Raw genomic sequence first — 16,501 nt, forward strand, 5'->3', positions numbered from 1 at the left:
GGGACCTCACTCCCGGGCCAGCACCACCGCCGTGCCGTACGCGCACACCTCGGTGCCCACGTCCGCCGCCGACGTGACGTCGAACCGGAACGCGAGCACGCCGTTGGCACCACGCGCGCGTGCCTGTTCGACGAGTCGCTCCATGGCCTGGTTGCGGGTCTGCACGAGGGTCTTGGTGAGCCCGCGCAGCTCGCCGCCGACCATCGACTTCAGCCCGGCGCCGATCTGGCTGCCCACGTGCCGGGAGCGCACGGTCAGGCCGAAGACCTCGCCGAGAACCTCCTGCACGCGGTAGCCGGGTACGTCGTTCGTGGTGACGACGAGCACATCGGGCTGAGGGCCCTGCCCGCCACCGTATTCATCGATGCCCATGCTTCTCAGCTTTCTCCGGGGGGACCCACAGTGCATTCTGGGTACCCCCATGGAACCTGGGTCCTGACGGCTGCGTTGATACTTTGAGGCAACCAGCCCCAGCCCGCATCTCACAGCAGCAGGAGCCACATCCCCGTGACCACGCTTGCGCTCGGCCCCGAGTGGCTCGACCCGAACTATCTGATCGAGACCTTCAGCCTGCCCGGCATCCTGCTGATCGTCTTCGCGGAGTCCGGACTCTTCGCGTTCCTCCCGGGTGACTCCCTGCTGTTCACGGCGGGCCTCTTCGTGGCCGAGGGCACCTACATCACCCAGCCGCTGTGGCTGGTGTGCACGCTGATCGTGATCGCCGCCGTCGTCGGCGACCAAGTGGGCTACATGATCGGCAAGTTCCTGGGCCCGAAGCTGTTCAACCGGCCCAACTCCAAGCTGTTCAAGCAGGAGAACCTGGACAAGGCCCACGAGTTCATGGAGAAGTACGGCCCCAAGGCGATCGTCCTGGCCCGCTTCGTCCCGATCGTGCGGACCTTCGCCCCCATCGTCGCCGGCGCCGGCCGCATGAAGTACCGCACGTTCTTCACGTACAACGTCATCGGCGGCATCGCCTGGGGCACCGGCGTCACCCTCGCGGGCTACTGGCTCGGCCAGATCGGCTTCATCAAGAAGAACGTCGAGGCGATCCTCGTCCTGATCGTCTTCGTCTCCGTCGTCCCGATCATCATCGAGTACCTGCGCGAGCGGTCGAAGAAGAAGCGCGCCGCGGCGCAGGACCCCGCCGCGACCCAGCCCCACATCCCGGTCATGGACGACGCGACGACCCAGCTCCGCCGCATCGCCCCGGACGACCGCCCGCCCCACCAGCAGCCGCAGCAGCAGCCCCCGTACGGCAACCAGAACGGCTACGGCAACCAGAACGGCTACGACGACCGGCAGTACTACGGCCAGTACCCCCAGGGCCCGGGCTACGGCGGTCAGCAGCCGTACGGCACGCAGCAGGGGAACCAGCAGCCCTACAACGGCGGCTACTGACCCACGCAGCGGCCGCAGCCGCCGGCGGAGCTAGAAGCCCCTGGTCCGCTTGGCGGCGCGCCGCTTCTCCGCGGACCCGATCCGCAGGAACATCCGCGAGATCTCGGACCCCAGATTCACCCCGATGGCGATGGCCATGGCCAGAGCCACCGCCTTCGACAGCGACACCAGCCCCGCGTCCACCTTGTTCTGCGCGATGGCCAGCAGCCCGAAGTACGTCGCGGAACCGGGCAGCAAGGGCCCGATCGCCGCGGTCGTGTAGGGCAGCGCGGAAGCGAACTGGTACCGGGACAGCAACTGCCCGAACAGCCCCACCAGCCCCGCGGCCGCCGCCGTGGACGCCACCGGCGAGATGTCCCCCGCGTAGTGCATCGCGCCGTACACGATCCACGCGACACCCCCGTTCAGCGTCACCCACACCACGGTGGATCGTTCCTGCTGAAGCAGTACCGCGAACGCCAGCGACAGCAGCATCGACGCCCCGATCAGCATCACCGGGTCGTCGGACACCCCGAGCGCCGCGTCCGGGTTCAGCCGCGCCCCCAGCTGCACGCCGAAGTACAGCACCATCAGCACACCCGCGACGATGCCCACGAAGAAGTACAGGACCTCCAGCAGCCGCGCCGACGCGGTGATGTAGAAGCCGGTCAGCCCGTCCTGCACGCCCGCCACCAGCGCCCGCCCGGGCAGCAGCGCGAACAGCCCACCGGTGATGACCGCGGACGCCTTCACGTCCACATGGCCCAGCGTCAGCGCGACCCCGATCGCGGCCGGCGGCATCGCGGCCACCGTGAACTGGTAGAACTCCGGCAGCCCGCGCCCGGCGCAGAGCCACGCCAGCCGGTCGCCGAGCATGGCGCCCAGCGCCGCCGCGACGAACACGATCAGGTCACCGCCGACGAGCACGGAAGCCGCACCCGCCAGCAGCCCGCTCGCACCGGTCAGCGCCCAGCCCGGGTAGGGGTGCCGGTTACGGCGGATCTCCGCGAGCCGCCGGTAGGCCTCCTCCAGGGAGACCGCCGTCTCGTCGTCGCTGAGGTCGTCCACCAGCTGGTACACGGCCGCCAGCCGCGTGTAGTCGGTCCCTCTGCGGCGCACGGTCCGCGACGCCGTGACCGGATCGTCGACCAGTGACGGCTGGTAGGAGATCGCCAGCAGTGTGAAGGTGACGTTGGGCTCGCAGCGGTCCAGGCCGTAGGACCGGCACACGGCGAACATCGCCGTCTCCACGTCCTCGGCGCCCTCACCGCCCGCCAGCAGCAACTCGCCGATACGCAGCGTCAGGTCCAGCACGCGGGGAACCGCGGGCCCCGATTCGTCGCCGCGCTGGACCGTCTCCGGCGCCGGCCGCTCCGCCACCGGCATGCGCAGCATGGTGCGCATCCGGTCCTGCCAGGGCACGTCCTTGGTCAGGCTGACCACGGGGATCCCGGTCGGCGGCGTGAAGGCCGACGGGGCGTGCTTCGAGCTGTAGGTGCTCGGCGGCGTGAACGCCGACCCCTCCGGATCCGCCGCCGGCGCCTGCGAGACGTCCAGCCCCTCCGGCAGGGCGAACTCGGACGTCACCTCGGACTCCGTACCGGTCACCTTGGGCACGGCGAGCCCCTCGGGGATCGCGAACTCCGACGTCGTCGACATGTCCCCGTCGACGGCGGCCCCGCCCGGAGGCAGGAACGCACTCCTTGCCTCGTCCGACTTCGGCTTGCGGTCCTCCGCGTCCGTCACTGCCTGGCGCTCCCTGTACGACACGTCAGCCTCAGTACCCCCTCAGCCTCAGTATGCGCACACACGGACGAACGGGCCGCACGCGCAGCGTGCGGCCCGTGGGCATCACAGGGGGGGGTCAGTGACCGCCCTGCTCCTTGAAGCGCTTGTAGGACCGCTCGATCTCGGCCTCCGCGTCCGTACGGCCCACCCAGTTGGCGCCCTCGACCGACTTGCCGGGCTCCAGGTCCTTGTAGACCTCGAAGAAGTGCTGGATCTCCAGGCGGTCGAACTCCGACACGTGGTGGATGTCGCGCAGGTGCTCCACGCGCGGGTCCGTCGCCGGCACGCACAGCAGCTTGTCGTCGCCGCCGGCCTCGTCCGTCATGCGGAACATGCCGATCGCGCGGCACTTGATGAGGCAGCCCGGGAACGTCGGCTCGTCGAGGATGACCAGCGCGTCCAGCGGGTCGCCGTCCTCGCCGAGGGTGTTCTCGACGAAGCCGTAGTCGGTCGGGTAGGCGGTCGAGGTGAAGAGTCGCCGGTCCAGGCGGATACGACCGGTCTCGTGGTCCACCTCGTACTTGTTGCGCGAACCCTTCGGAATCTCGATCGTGACGTCGAACTCCACCGGTGGCTCCTCCATGATCAACACATAGTTCTGGTGGTTAAGTGTCCCTCACGCAGGTGTGTGATCGCGAAAGGGGCTGGTGGTCGTGCCAGAGCTGAGGCCTTGGCGGGCCGCGAGACCGCACGTGGTGCGGATCGCGGACGCCGTACGACCGCGCCTGGCCCGGGCCGCAGCAGCCGCGAAACCACGGGTCACGCGGCTCGTGCGAGCCGGGAAACCGCAGGTCGCGCGGCCGAAGACCTGGCAGTACACCGCGGGCGCCGCCACCGCCGGTCTGGCACTGGCCGCAGGTGTGGTGACCGCCGCCGGTCCCTGGGACTCCTCGGGTCAGCGTACGGCCGAGCGGGACCGGGCCGCGGCCCTCGACCGCGCGGGTGGCACAGATCACGGCGGCACCTCCGGCGCGCCCGGCCGGCCCCGGCCCGCCCCCAGCGCCGGACCCGTGCTGACCGGCCTCGGCGGCGTCAGCACCGTGAAGTCCGCGCCGGACGCCAAGGCCCTCGCCAAGGTCCTCGCGCCCCTGCTGAAGGACCCGGCGCTCGGCCCCCGGCCCGCCGCGGCCGTCGTCGACGTCACCACCGGCAGGCGCCTGTACGGCGCCCACTCGGACGCCGCGTTCACCCCCGCCTCGACCACGAAGATCGCCACGGCCGTCGCCGCGCTGTCCGCCATGGGCGCCGACCACCGCCTCACCACCCGCGCCGCCCTGGAACCCGACACGAAGGAGGTAGTCCTCGTCGGCGGCGGCGACCCCACCCTCACGGCGCGCGAGAAGGCCGACGGCGCGGCGAGCCTGCGCACCCTGGCCGCCGGGACGGCCGCCGCCCTCGCCGAGCGGGGCGTGCGCGAGGTGACCCTGTCCTACGACACCACCCGCTACACGGGCTCCCCGAGACACTCCATCGGGAACAACCCCAACCTCGCCCTGGTCACCCCCCTGATGGCCGACGAGGGCCGCACGGACGACTCCACGAGCGGCCCGGTCACCCGCGTGACGGACCCCGCGGAGGACGCGGCCCGCCAGTTCAAGGACTTCCTGGCCTCCCACGGCATCAAGACCACGGCCCCCGGCCCGTCCAAGGCCACGACCCGCGCCAAGACCCTCGCGGCGGTCTCCTCGCCCCCGCTGTCGGCCCTCGTCGAACGCATGCTGACCAACAGCGACAACGACATCGCCGAGGCCCTCGCCCGCCAGACCGCGATCGCCACCGGCGAACGGGCCGACTTCGCGGGCGCCGGCCGGGCCATCGGGGCACAGCTGCGCGAACTCGGCCTGCCGCTCAAGGGCGCCGCCTTCAAGGACGGCAGCGGCCTCGACCGCGCCGACCGCATGACGCCCGACCTCCTCACCGCCCTGCTGGCGAAGGCGGCCGACCCGTCCCACCCCGAACTCCGCCCGGCCCTCACCGGCCTGCCCGTCGCCGGCTTCACCGGCACGCTGAGCACCCGCTACACGGACGGAGCATCCGGCGTGATCCGCGCCAAGACCGGCACCCTCACCGGCGTCCACACCCTCGCGGGCACCCTGGTCGACCACGACGGCCGCCTGCTGGCCTTCGCCTTCATGACCACGGACACGGACCGCATCGCCCCCGCGTCGACACAGAAGGCGCTCGACAGGGTGGCCACGACACTGGCGGCGTGCGGCTGCGGGTGACCGCCCGCCCGGCCCGGGACGTCCGCCCCTCGCCGCCCTGCCCCAGCGGCGGGCGCTCACGTACGGTTGACGCATGACGAGCATCGGTGGTGCTTCAACCGGCATGGTCGACTGGAACCTCGCGGTGGCGACCGCGACCCGGCTCGTGCGGCCGGGCCCCGAGGTCAGCCGCGACGAGGCGAGGGCCGTCGTCGCGGAACTGCGCCGGCACGCCAAGGCCTCGGAGGAACACGTCCGCGGCTTCACCCGGCTCGGCACCGAGGAGGGCCACGACACCCCCGTCCTCGTCGTCGACCGACCGGGCTGGATCCGCGCGAACGTCGCCGGGTTCCGGGAGATCCTCCGGCCCCTCCTCGACAAGATGCAGGAACGGCGCGGCAGCAGCCCCGGCAGCGCGGTCATGGGCGCCGTCGGCGGCAAGGTCACCGGCGTCGAGCTCGGCATGCTCCTGTCGTTCCTGGCCTCCCGCGTCCTCGGCCAGTACGAGACCTTCGCCCCGGCCAGCCGCGAGCTGCCGGCCGGCGGGAGCGGCGGCGGCCGGCTCCTCCTCGTCGCCCCGAACATCGTCCACGTCGAACGCGAACTCGACGTCGACCCCCACGACTTCCGCCTCTGGGTGTGCCTCCACGAGGAGACCCACCGCACCCAGTTCACCGCCGTGCCCTGGCTGAGGGACCACCTGGAGGGTGAAATCCAGTCGTTCCTGGAGGAGACCGACGTCGACCCCATGACCGTCCTGGAACGCGTCCGCGAAGCCGCCCAGACCCTCGCCGGAGGCCGCCCCGAGGCCGAGGAGGACGACGGCGGCCGCTCCCTGGTCGAGATCGTCCAGACCCCCGCCCAGCGCGAGATCCTCGGCCGCCTCACGGCCGTGATGTCCCTGCTGGAGGGCCACGCCGACTTCGTCATGGACGGCGTCGGACCGGACGTCGTCCCGTCCGTCGGCGAGATCCGCGAGAAGTTCCAGCAGCGCCGCGCCAAGGGCGCCTCCCGCCTCGACCTGGCCCTGCGCAAGCTCCTCGGCCTGGACGCCAAACTCCGGCAGTACCGGGACGGCGAACGCTTCGTCCGGGCCGTCGTCGACGAGGCCGGCATGGACGGCTTCAACCGCGTGTGGACCTCGCCCAACACCCTCCCCACCAAGACGGAGATCGCCAAACCGGCGGACTGGATCGCGCGGGTGCACCGCAGGGCCGAGTAGTGAACAGGGCGGGAAGGTCGTGAAAGAAAACCGGTCGACGGCAGGCGAACGCCCCTCCAATCACCCGTCCGAGGGACCGTGAGGCAGGGGTAGGCGTGCAATGCTCGGGGAACGGCCCGGTTCTGTCACCATCTACACACTCTGCGTGACCGACCCCGGGCTCACCCCCGAAACTTCATGAAGGGAACCGGACATGGGTCCCCATCCTGCGGTCGCGGCGATACGCCTGGCGGTACGCCGCGTCCTCCACGACCTCCTCACCGAACACCACCGCGCCCCCGCCGCGGTCCCGCACGCCCTCCCGCACGAGCAGCCGCCCCCGCCGCTCGTGCTCGTGGCGTGCTCCGGCGGCGCCGACTCCATGGCCCTCGCCTCCGCCCTCGCCTTCGAGTCCCCCAAGCTCGGCATCAGAGCCGGCGGAGTGACCGTCGACCACGGCCTCCAGCCCGGCTCCGACCTGCGCGCCGCGGAAGTCGTCCAGCGCCTGCGTGAACTCGGTCTCGACCCCGTCGACTCCGTCGCCGTCACCGTCGGCCGCGCCGGCGGGCCGGAAGCGGCCGCCCGCGACGCCCGCTACGCCGCACTCGACACCGCGGCCGAACGCCACGGCGCCGCCGCCGTCCTGCTCGGCCACACCCGCGACGACCAGGCCGAGACCGTCCTCCTCGGCCTCGCCCGGGGCTCCGGCATCCGCTCCCTGTCCGGAATGGCCGCGGTCTCGGGGGCCGGCGGCCGTTACCGCCGTCCCTTCCTGGAACTCGACCGGCAGACCGCCCGCAAGGCCTGCATGGTCCAGTCCCTGCCCGTCTGGGACGACCCCCACAACGCCGACCCGGCCTACACCCGCTCCCGGCTGCGCCACGAGGGCCTGCCCGCCCTGGAGAAGGCCCTCGGCAAGGGCGTCGTCGAGGCCCTCGCCCGTACGGCCCAGCTCTCCCGCGACGACGCCGACGCCCTCGACTCCTGGGCCGCCCAGGCCGAGGCCACCGTCCGCGACGCCGCCGGGCTCCTGGAGTGCGCCAAGCTCTACGCCCTGCCCCCCGCCGTACGCCGCCGCGTCCTGCGCCGGGCCGCCATCGCCGCCGGTTCCCCGGCCGGCTCCCTGTTCGCCCGCCACATCGAGGAAGTCGACCGGCTCATCACCGGCTGGCGCGGCCAGGGGGCCATCAACCTCCCCGGCAAGGTCGTGGCCCGGCGGCAGGGTGGCAGACTGGTGATTCGGCAAGGCTGAATCCGACCCCTCCCGGCAGACGCAGGAGGGGCCGGTCGGCCGGTGGGACGACCGAAAGTGATGCGGGTGGACGCGAAAGACATGGGTGCCGACCTCCAGCAGGTACTCATCACCAAGGAAGAGATCGACGCCAAGCTGGCCGAGCTGGCAGCGAAGATCGACGCGGAGTACGCGGGCAAGGACCTGCTGATCGTCGGCGTCCTCAAGGGCGCGGTGATGGTCATGGCCGACCTCGCGCGGGCGCTGTCCACCCCCGTCACCATGGACTGGATGGCCGTATCCTCGTACGGGGCGGGCACCCAGTCCTCCGGTGTGGTGCGGATCCTCAAGGACCTCGACACCGACATCAAGGGCAAGCACGTCCTCATCGTCGAGGACATCATCGACTCCGGCCTGACCCTGTCCTGGCTGATCTCCAACCTCGGCTCGCGCGAGCCCGCCTCCCTCAAGGTGTGCACGCTGCTGCGCAAGCCCGAGGCCGCGAAGGTCGCCATCGACGTGGAATGGGTCGGCTTCGACATCCCCAACGAGTTCGTCGTCGGCTACGGCCTCGACTACGCCGAGAAGTACCGCAACCTCCCGTTCGTCGGTACGCTCGCGCCCCACGTGTACGGCGGCTGAACCCCGGCCGGGGTGCCGTGGCGGTGATCGGGAACCCCAGCGGGCTTCCCGCCGTTGGAGCAGGCGTAGGCGGATCGCCAGCCGTCCCACGCGGCTTCAGGTGACAATGCTGGGGTACCGTCCGAAGAACAGTCTTTTATCAAACTCACTATGGCAGGAGGGACGGGGCGGCACCGCTCCGTATGGATGGACGTGAAGCGATACTTCCGTGGGCCGGTCATGTGGATCGTGCTGGCCGTCCTTGCCGTGGTCGTGTTGATGCAGGTCGTCGGCTCGTCCGGCGGCTACAAGACGGTGGACACCGGCCAGGTCGTCCAGGCGATCAACCAGAACAAGGTCGAGTCGGCCAAGCTCACCACCGGCGATGACGAGACCATCAAGGTCACGCTCAAGGACGGCGTGAAGGTCGAGGGCAGCTCGAAGATCCAGGCGAGCTACATCGACAACCAGGGCGTGGACATCGCCAACACGCTGCAGAACAAGTACCAGGACAAGCAGATCCCGGACGGCTACACGGTCTCGCCGTCCAAGCAGAACCCGTTCGTCGGCATCCTGCTCTCCCTGCTGCCCTTCGTTCTGATCGTGGTCGTGTTCCTGTTCCTGATGAACCAGATGCAGGGCGGCGGCTCCCGCGTCATGAACTTCGGGAAGTCCAAGGCCAAGCTCATCACCAAGGACACCCCGAAGACGACGTTCGCCGACGTCGCCGGGTCGGACGAGGCCGTCGAGGAGCTCCACGAGATCAAGGAGTTCCTCCAGGAGCCGGCCAAGTTCCAGGCCGTCGGCGCCAAGATCCCCAAGGGCGTCCTGCTCTACGGGCCTCCCGGCACCGGCAAGACCCTGCTCGCGCGTGCCGTCGCGGGCGAGGCGGGCGTGCCGTTCTACTCGATCTCCGGTTCCGACTTCGTCGAGATGTTCGTCGGTGTCGGTGCCTCCCGTGTCCGTGACCTGTTCGAGCAGGCCAAGGCGAACGCCCCGGCGATCGTCTTCGTCGACGAGATCGACGCGGTCGGCCGCCACCGCGGCGCCGGCCTCGGCGGTGGTCACGACGAGCGTGAGCAGACCCTGAACCAGCTGCTCGTCGAGATGGACGGCTTCGACGTCAAGGGCGGCGTGATCCTCATCGCCGCGACGAACCGGCCCGACATCCTCGACCCGGCCCTCCTGCGCCCCGGCCGCTTCGACCGGCAGATCGCCGTCGACCGCCCGGACATGCAGGGCCGTCTGGAGATCCTCAAGGTCCACCAGAAGGGCAAGCCGGTCGCGCCCGACGTCGACCTGTCGGCCGTCGCCCGCCGCACGCCCGGCATGACGGGTGCCGATCTCGCCAACGTGCTGAACGAGGCCGCCCTGCTGACGGCCCGCAGCGACCAGAAGCTGATCGACAACCACATGCTGGACGAGGCGATCGACCGTGTGGTCGCGGGCCCGCAGAAGCGGACCCGGATCATGTCGGACAAGGAGAAGAAGATCACCGCGTACCACGAGGGCGGACACGCCCTGGTCGCGGCGGCCTCGCCCAACTCCGATCCCGTCCACAAGATCACGATCCTGTCGAGAGGCCGCGCCCTCGGCTACACGATGGTGCTGCCGGACGAGGACAAGTACTCGACCACGCGCAACGAGATGCTCGACCAGCTCGCCTACATGCTGGGCGGCCGCGCTGCCGAGGAGCTCGTCTTCCACGACCCGACCACGGGTGCCGCCAACGACATCGAGAAGGCCACGGGCCTGGCCCGCGCGATGGTCACGCAGTACGGCATGACCGAGCGTCTCGGCGCGATCAAGTTCGGCGGGGACAACACCGAGCCCTTCCTCGGACGTGAGATGTCTCACCAGCGCGACTACTCGGAAGAGGTCGCCGCGCTGGTCGACGAAGAGGTCAAGAAGCTCATCGAGACCGCGCACAACGAGGCCTGGGAGATCCTGGTCGAGAACCGCGACGTGCTCGACAACCTGGTGCTGGCGCTCCTCGAGAAGGAGACGCTCGGCAAGGAGGAGATCGCCGAGATCTTCGCCCCGATCGTCAAGCGCCCGCCGCGGCCCGCCTGGACGGGATCCTCCCGCCGTACGCCGTCGACCCGCCCGCCGGTCCTCTCCCCCAAGGAGCTGGCCCTGACGAACGGGGCGAACGGCGCCACCCCGGCCATCACCACGGCCAAGAGCACCGCCGCGGAGCCCGCCCCGGCGCCCGAGCGAGCCCCGGAGGACCGCCCCGAGAGCTGACCTGCTCTCCCGGTGGCCCCACCGGGCCCGGAATGGATGCCGCGCCCCCCAGGTTTTAGCCTGGGGGGCGCGGTTTTCCGCCATGTTTGCAGGGCAGCGCGCAGGCGGCCCCGAGAAGGACACAGGAACGAGGCACCAGATGACCGACCCCGTGACGCTGGACGGCGACGGCCAGATCGGCGAGTTCGACGAGAAGCGCGCCGAGAACGCCGTACGCGAACTTCTGATCGCGGTCGGCGAGGACCCGGACCGCGAGGGGCTGCGGGAGACGCCGGCGCGGGTGGCGCGGGCGTACCGGGAGATATTCGCGGGCCTGTGGCAGAAGCCCGAGGACGTGCTGACGACGACGTTCGACCTCGGGCACGACGAGATGGTGCTGGTGAAGGACATCGAGGTCCTGAGCTCGTGCGAGCACCACCTCGTGCCGTTCGTCGGCGTCGCGCACGTGGGCTACATCCCGTCCGTCGAGGGCAAGATCACGGGCCTGTCGAAGCTGGCCCGGCTGGTGGATGTGTACGCGCGGCGTCCGCAGGTGCAGGAACGACTCACCACGCAGATCGCCGACTCCCTGATGGAGATCCTGGAGCCGCGTGGCGTGATCGTGGTCGTCGAGTGCGAGCACATGTGCATGTCGATGCGGGGGGTGCGCAAGCCCGGCGCCAAGACCATCACGTCGGCGGTCCGGGGCCAGCTGCGCGATCTCGCGACCCGCAACGAGGCGATGAGCCTCATCATGGCGCGCTGAGCCGGCGCCGACGCGGCGTTCAGGCGGCGGGGGCGGCCCCCGCGCCGTCGTGCTCGTCGTCCTCCGGGAGCTTGCAGACCCGCTCCAGGAAGATGGCCGCCGCTATCACGCCGATGCCCGCGACCACGGAGAAGCCCGCGTAGATGGCCTGGTCGCGGCGGGCGGGGATGTCGAGGGACTCCAGCAGGAAGACGCCGGTGCCGCCGTACATGCCGGAGACCAGGGCGGCGACCAGGGCGCTGGCGTGGCCGAAGACGACCGCGCGGGCCGCCATCATGGGGTCGACGCCCTTGGCGTCGGGCTGCCGCTCGCGCTGGGCCTTGAGCCGGGCGCGCAGCGAGAGCGCCGTGGCCAGCAGGACCACGGCGATCAGGGCCAGGACGATGGGGGCGGCCAGGGGGACGCTCGGGAGGGTGCCCACGGAGTTCCAGAGGCGGGCGCCTCCCCAGGACAGCACTCCGGCCACGACGAAGACTCCGGCCAGCAGCCTGATGCGCAGCTCTCTCACGGTGTCCCTTCGGTTCCCCCGGTCGGCTCCGGCGCGGTTCGCGGCCGTCTTGACCTTAACGGCTATTCGGGCAGCCGGAGTTCCAGGTCGGGGCGCGGCGCCACACCACTGCGGGTGACGGCGTCCAGCAGACCGGCCACCGGCCCGCGGCCGGGGAGCTGCGCCTCGGGGTCCAGGTCGTGCCAGGGGGCCAGGACGAAGGCGCGCTCGTGGGCACGGGGGTGGGGGAGGGTGAGCCGCGGGTCGTCGGAGACCACGTCGGCGTACGAGACGATGTCGACGTCGAGGGTGCGGGGGCCCCAGTGCTCGTCGCGGACGCGGTGGAAGGCCTCCTCGACCGCGTGGGCGCGCTCCAGGAGCGAGGAGGGCGGCAGGGTGGTCTTGAGGACGACGACCGCGTTGAAGTAGGAGGGCTGGCTGCCGGGGTCCACGCCCCAGGGCTCGGTCTCGTAGACGGGGGAGACGGCCTTGATGCGGACGCCGGGGGTGTCCTCCAGGGCGTCGATGGCGCCCTGGAGGGTCTCCAGGCGGTTGCCGAGGTTGGAGCCGAGGGCGACCACGGCCCGTTTCGGGTTGGACAGGGTCGTGTCGGCGGCGTCGACCTTGTCGACGACGGAGGCGGGTACCGGCTGTACGGTCGGGTCGCTGGGACCCTTGAGGAAGGGCGCGGTCATACTCGGCTCCGGGTGATGGTGACGGTCACGTCGTCGAAGGGGACCGTGATCGGTGCGTCCGGCTTGTGGACGCAGACCTCGACCTGCTGGACCCCCTCGTGCTTCAGACATACCTGGGCGATGCGCTCGGCGAGCGTCTCGATGAGGTCGACGGGCTCGCCCTGGACGACGGCCACGACCTCCTCCGCCACGATGCCGTAGTGCACGGTCTTCGCCAGGTCGTCGTCGGCCGCGGCCGGGCGGGTGTCCAGGCCGAGGACGAGGTCCACGATGAAGGTCTGGCCCTCCTCGCGTTCCCTCGGGAACACACCGTGGTACCCGCGGGCCTTCAGGCCGCGCAGCGCGACACGATCCACGCGAATCACTCCTGCAATCGTCGGTCTCGGCCGGTCGGTGCCGTGTGCGGGCGGCACACCGGCCTCGGTCGAATCTACCTGCGAGCCCGGACGGGGCCGGGCCGCGGGGTCCGCGGCCGGCAGGATTCATCCGGCGTTCTCCTCGGGGAACCCGGCGGCTCACGGGCTGGCAGCCGCCCATACCCGCGGCCCGTGATTCCGACCGCTACCTGGCGACTACCCACTCAGGCGGGGGTGTCGTCCTGCTCGTCCTCCTCGGTTTCGGCCAGGACCGGGGAAGCGTGGTGCGACCAGAGCTTCCACCCCTGGGGCGTGCGCCGGAACACATTGGTGGCGACCACGAGCTGCCCGACGAGCGGGCCCAGCTCCTCGTCCTCGCCCTTGGGGGCGGGGCCGCCGCTGAGGATGTTCTCCGTGCAGGTGACCAGGGCGGTGTCGCCGGTGACCGAGACGTGCACGTCGGTGAGGAAGAACTGGATGTAGTCGGTGTTGGCCATGATCAGGGCGTACGAGCGGAGGACCTCGCCGCGGCCGGTGAGCACGGGCCAGCCGGGGTGCACGCAGGAGACCACGCCGGTGTCGGCCGGGTCGTGGTAGGTCTCGTCGACCCCCAGGTCGGAGGGGGTCAGCCAGAGCGACGCCAGCTCCTCGAAGTCGCCCCGTTCCAGTGCCTCGTAGAAGGCGGTGTTGGCGGCCTCGACCTGCTCGACGTCGGTGTGCGGGGCGCTCACCGGGCTCCCTCTGCGCCGGTGCGAGCTCCCTCGATGGCGCGCGCGACGCGTACGGCGTCGGAGGTGGCGCGGACCTCGTGCACGCGTACCGCCCACGCGCCGGCGTGCGCCGCGAGCGCGGAGACGGCGGCGGTGGCGGCGTCGCGTTCGCGGGCGGGCGGGGGCGGGCTGTCCGGGCCGGCCAGGACGCGGCCCAGGAACCGCTTGCGGGAGGCGGCGACGAGCAGCGGGTGGCCGAGGCCGAGGACCCGGTGGAGGCCCGCGAGGAGCGCCAGGTCGTGCTCGGCGTCCTTGGAGAAGCCGAGGCCGGGGTCGACGATGACGCGGTCGGGGGCGATGCCGCCCGCCAGGACCGCCTCCACGCGCGCGTGCAGCTCGTCGACGACTTCGGTGACGACGTCCCGGTACACCCCGCGGACGTTGCCGCCCTCCAGGAAGCCGCGCCAGTGCATGACGACGAACGGGGCGCCGGCGTCGGCGACGGCCGGGATCATGCGGGGGTCGGCGAGGCCGCCGCTGACGTCGTTGACGAGGGCGGCGCCGGCCGCCAGGGCCCGCTCGGCGACGGAGGCGCGCATGGTGTCGACGGAGACGGTGACGCCCTCGGAGGCGAGGCCGCGGACGACGGGGATGACGCGGCGCAGTTCCTCGGCCTCGTCCACGCGGGTGGCGCCGGGGCGGGTGGACTCGCCGCCGACGTCGACCAGGTCCGCGCCCTCGGAGACCAGGTCGAGGCCGTGCTTGACGGCGGCCGTGGTGTCGAAGAAGCGGCCGCCGTCGGAGAAGGAGTCGGGGGTGACGTTCACGACTCCCATGACCGCGCAGCGGTCCCATTCCGGTAGGCCCGCCACGCGCCCGCGTCCGCTCTGGTTGCTCATATGTTCAGCGTAGGCCCAGGCGGCGGCCGTCAGGCGCCGCGGCCGGGCCCACAGGGGTCACGCCGCCCGTACGTTGCGTTCCGCCGTGGTGCCGTGGGAGCACGGCCGGCGGCCCGTGGTGCGACGGCGGCGCAGGAAGCGCGGCAGGGGCAGGGCGAGGTTGACGAAACCTTCCGCCTGCATGGCTGCGAAGCCGATGCGGGGCAGGTCGGCGGAGGCCCGGTAGACGACGAAGCGGGGCTCCCAGCGCGGCTGGAACTTGGCGTTGAACTTGTACAGGGACTCGATCTGGAACCAGCGGGAGAGGAAGACCAGCAGTCCGCGCCAGGCGCGCAGCACCGGGCCGGCGCCTATCTTCTCGCCGCGGGCCAGGGCCGAGCGGAACATGGCGAAGTTGAGGGAGACGCGCTCGATGCCGAGCTTGGGGGCGGCCTGGAGGGCGGCCACGATGAGCAGTTCGTTCATGCCGGGGTCGGCCGAGCGGTCGCGGCGCATGAGGTCCAGGGAGACGCCGTCGGTGCCCCAGGGCACGAAGTGCAGGACCGCCTTCAGGTCGCCGTAGGGGCCCGGGTGGTCGTCCTGCTTGTGGGCGGTGGCGATGAGGCAGTCGCCGTCGGCGGGGTCGCCGACGCGGCCGAGGGCCATGGAGAAGCCGCGCTCGGTGTCGGTGCCGCGCCAGTCGTCGGCGGCGCGCCGGATGCGCTCCAATTCGGCGTCGCCGAGGTCACGGACACGTCGTACCCGGGTTTCGTAACCGGCGCGCTCGATGCGCTTGACCATCTGGCGCACGTTGCGCATCGCGCGGCCGGCGAGGGAGAAATCCTTGACGTCCACCACCGCCTCGTCGCCGAGTTCGAGGGCGTCGAGCCCGGTCTCGCGGGTCCACACCTCGCCGCCGGTCTCGGAGCAGCCCATGACGGCGGGGGTCCAGGAGTGGGCCTTGGCCTCGTCCATGAACCGCTCGATGGCGCCGGGCCAGGCCTCGACGTCGCCGATCGGGTCGCCGCTGGCGAGCATCACGCCGGAGACCACCCGGTAGGTCACCGCCGCCTTGCCGCTGGGGGAGAAGACGACGGCCTTGTCGCGGCGCAGCGCGAAGTGGCCGAGGGAGTCGCGGCCGCCGTGCTTCACCAGCAGGGCGCGCAAGCGTGCCTCGTCCTCCTCGGTGAGCTGGGCGGCCGGGTGTTCGGGGCGGAAGGCCAGGTAGATGGTGGTGACGGCGGTGAGCAGGCCGAGGGCACCGAGCGAGAAGGCGACGGTCCAGGAGGTGTTGCCCTGGTAGTCGACCGGGCCCTCGAAGCCGAACAGGCCGTAGATGACGTGGGTGATGCGGTCGGCCAGGCTCGGGTCGCCGAGCATGCGATCGCCGTGGACGCTGACGATGAGCAGGCCCAGCAGCAGCGAACCCGCGCTCATCAGGACGAAGTTGGCGAGCGCCCGCCAGCGGCTGCGCGGGTCGGGCAGGGCGTCGAACTGGTCGCGGTGGCGCAGCAGGGGAGCCAGCAGCGCCAGGGAGATCAGGACGCCCACCAGGGAGTGCCGGTAGGTGAACTGCGCGACGGCACCGGCGGGCAGCAGGGCCACGGCCGCCCGCCAGGCCCGGCGCTTGCCGCGCTTGAGCCCGTGGGCGAGCAGCAGCAACAGCACGCCGGTGCTCAGCGACAGCGCGGCCGCGAACGGGCCGAGCGCGCCGGGCAGGACCTCGGCGATGGCGTGCATCCGGCTGTGCCGGAAGCGCGGGAAGACGCCCGCGGCGATGTCCAGCAGCCCCACGAGGGCGCAGGCTCTGCCGACGAGGAGGGGGACGGCCTCGGGGCGCGGCCCGCGCAGCAGGCGGCGCACCCGGCTCGTCCGGCCCGTACCGGCCGCGCCGCTTCGGCGACCCGGAACCTCACCCGACATTTCCTCATCTGTCCTGACAGACATCGCATCCCGTA

The 16,501-nt window shown here is 71.4% G+C and carries 16 protein-coding genes; 7 read left to right on the top strand and 9 right to left on the bottom strand.

The window, feature by feature from the left end:
- Window positions 1-6: 6 nt before the first annotated feature.
- The gene (locus ABZ948_RS22915; protein ID WP_031115903.1) at window positions 7-372 is read right to left on the bottom strand and encodes a YbjQ family protein; all 366 of its coding nucleotides are present in this window, start codon (window positions 370-372) and stop codon (window positions 7-9) included.
- Window positions 373-507: 135 nt separating this feature from the next.
- Between ABZ948_RS22915 and ABZ948_RS22920 the strand changes: the two genes are divergently transcribed.
- Entirely contained in the window at window positions 508-1,401 is an 894-nt protein-coding gene (locus ABZ948_RS22920; protein ID WP_359762299.1) for a DedA family protein, read from the top strand.
- A gap of 30 nt (window positions 1,402-1,431) precedes the next feature.
- Here ABZ948_RS22920 and ABZ948_RS22925 read toward each other — a convergent pair whose 3' ends face one another.
- Together ABZ948_RS22925 and ABZ948_RS22930 are read right to left on the bottom strand one after the other, a co-directional pair.
- Window positions 1,432-3,126: a threonine/serine exporter family protein gene (locus tag ABZ948_RS22925; RefSeq protein WP_359762301.1), complete on the bottom strand. Its 1,695-nt coding sequence runs from the start codon at window positions 3,124-3,126 to the stop codon at window positions 1,432-1,434.
- Between the two features lie 118 nt (window positions 3,127-3,244).
- Window positions 3,245-3,736 carry an inorganic diphosphatase gene (locus ABZ948_RS22930; protein WP_031115900.1) on the bottom strand — a complete coding sequence of 164 codons (492 nt, stop codon included), beginning with the start codon at window positions 3,734-3,736 and terminating at the stop codon, window positions 3,245-3,247.
- 79 nt (window positions 3,737-3,815) lie between these two features.
- On the opposite strand from ABZ948_RS22930, the gene dacB reads away from it, so the two are divergent.
- From dacB to folE, 6 genes are all read left to right on the top strand, one after another.
- Window positions 3,816-5,393 (top strand): D-alanyl-D-alanine carboxypeptidase/D-alanyl-D-alanine endopeptidase, encoded by a 1,578-nt coding sequence (dacB, locus tag ABZ948_RS22935; protein WP_359762302.1) that lies wholly within the window; start codon window positions 3,816-3,818, stop codon window positions 5,391-5,393.
- A gap of 73 nt (window positions 5,394-5,466) precedes the next feature.
- Window positions 5,467-6,594 carry a zinc-dependent metalloprotease gene (locus tag ABZ948_RS22940; protein WP_359762303.1) on the top strand — a complete coding sequence of 376 codons (1,128 nt, stop codon included), beginning with the start codon at window positions 5,467-5,469 and terminating at the stop codon, window positions 6,592-6,594.
- Between the two features lie 193 nt (window positions 6,595-6,787).
- Window positions 6,788-7,825 carry a tRNA lysidine(34) synthetase TilS gene (gene tilS / locus ABZ948_RS22945; RefSeq protein WP_359762305.1) on the top strand — a complete coding sequence of 346 codons (1,038 nt, stop codon included), beginning with the start codon at window positions 6,788-6,790 and terminating at the stop codon, window positions 7,823-7,825.
- Between the two features lie 60 nt (window positions 7,826-7,885).
- A complete protein-coding gene (hpt, locus tag ABZ948_RS22950; RefSeq protein ID WP_031115895.1) occupies window positions 7,886-8,446 on the top strand; it encodes a hypoxanthine phosphoribosyltransferase in 561 nt (186 codons plus the stop codon).
- Window positions 8,447-8,632: 186 nt separating this feature from the next.
- Entirely contained in the window at window positions 8,633-10,672 is a 2,040-nt protein-coding gene (ftsH, locus tag ABZ948_RS22955) for an ATP-dependent zinc metalloprotease FtsH (protein ID WP_031115894.1), read from the top strand.
- 139 nt (window positions 10,673-10,811) lie between these two features.
- Complete coding sequence (folE, locus tag ABZ948_RS22960) at window positions 10,812-11,417, top strand: GTP cyclohydrolase I FolE (RefSeq protein WP_359762307.1); 606 nt, start codon at window positions 10,812-10,814, stop codon at window positions 11,415-11,417.
- A gap of 19 nt (window positions 11,418-11,436) precedes the next feature.
- Here the strand turns inward: folE and ABZ948_RS22965 are convergent, their stop codons facing one another.
- The 6 genes from ABZ948_RS22965 to ABZ948_RS22990 form a co-directional block, all read right to left on the bottom strand.
- Complete coding sequence (locus ABZ948_RS22965; protein WP_359762308.1) at window positions 11,437-11,925, bottom strand: DUF3180 domain-containing protein; 489 nt, start codon at window positions 11,923-11,925, stop codon at window positions 11,437-11,439.
- A 62-nt stretch (window positions 11,926-11,987) separates the two neighbouring features.
- Window positions 11,988-12,599, bottom strand: coding sequence for a 2-amino-4-hydroxy-6-hydroxymethyldihydropteridine diphosphokinase (gene folK / locus ABZ948_RS22970; RefSeq protein WP_359762310.1), 612 nt, complete (start codon window positions 12,597-12,599; stop codon window positions 11,988-11,990).
- A complete protein-coding gene (folB, locus tag ABZ948_RS22975) occupies window positions 12,596-12,955 on the bottom strand; it encodes a dihydroneopterin aldolase (RefSeq protein ID WP_359762312.1) in 360 nt (119 codons plus the stop codon). Before folB ends, folK begins: the two co-directional genes overlap by 4 nt.
- A 224-nt stretch (window positions 12,956-13,179) precedes the next feature.
- Window positions 13,180-13,686 (bottom strand): nuclear transport factor 2 family protein, encoded by a 507-nt coding sequence (locus tag ABZ948_RS22980; RefSeq protein WP_359762314.1) that lies wholly within the window; start codon window positions 13,684-13,686, stop codon window positions 13,180-13,182.
- Complete coding sequence (gene folP, locus ABZ948_RS22985; protein ID WP_031115888.1) at window positions 13,683-14,564, bottom strand: dihydropteroate synthase; 882 nt, start codon at window positions 14,562-14,564, stop codon at window positions 13,683-13,685. The genes ABZ948_RS22980 and folP overlap by 4 nt, the downstream gene beginning before the upstream one ends.
- 57 nt (window positions 14,565-14,621) lie before the next feature.
- A complete protein-coding gene (locus tag ABZ948_RS22990; RefSeq protein WP_359762317.1) occupies window positions 14,622-16,466 on the bottom strand; it encodes a phosphatidylglycerol lysyltransferase domain-containing protein in 1,845 nt (614 codons plus the stop codon).
- Between the last annotated feature and the right edge of the window lie 35 nt (window positions 16,467-16,501).

The sequence above is a fragment of the Streptomyces olindensis genome, from assembly GCF_040645895.1.
Taxonomy (GTDB): domain Bacteria; phylum Actinomycetota; class Actinomycetes; order Streptomycetales; family Streptomycetaceae; genus Streptomyces; species Streptomyces olindensis.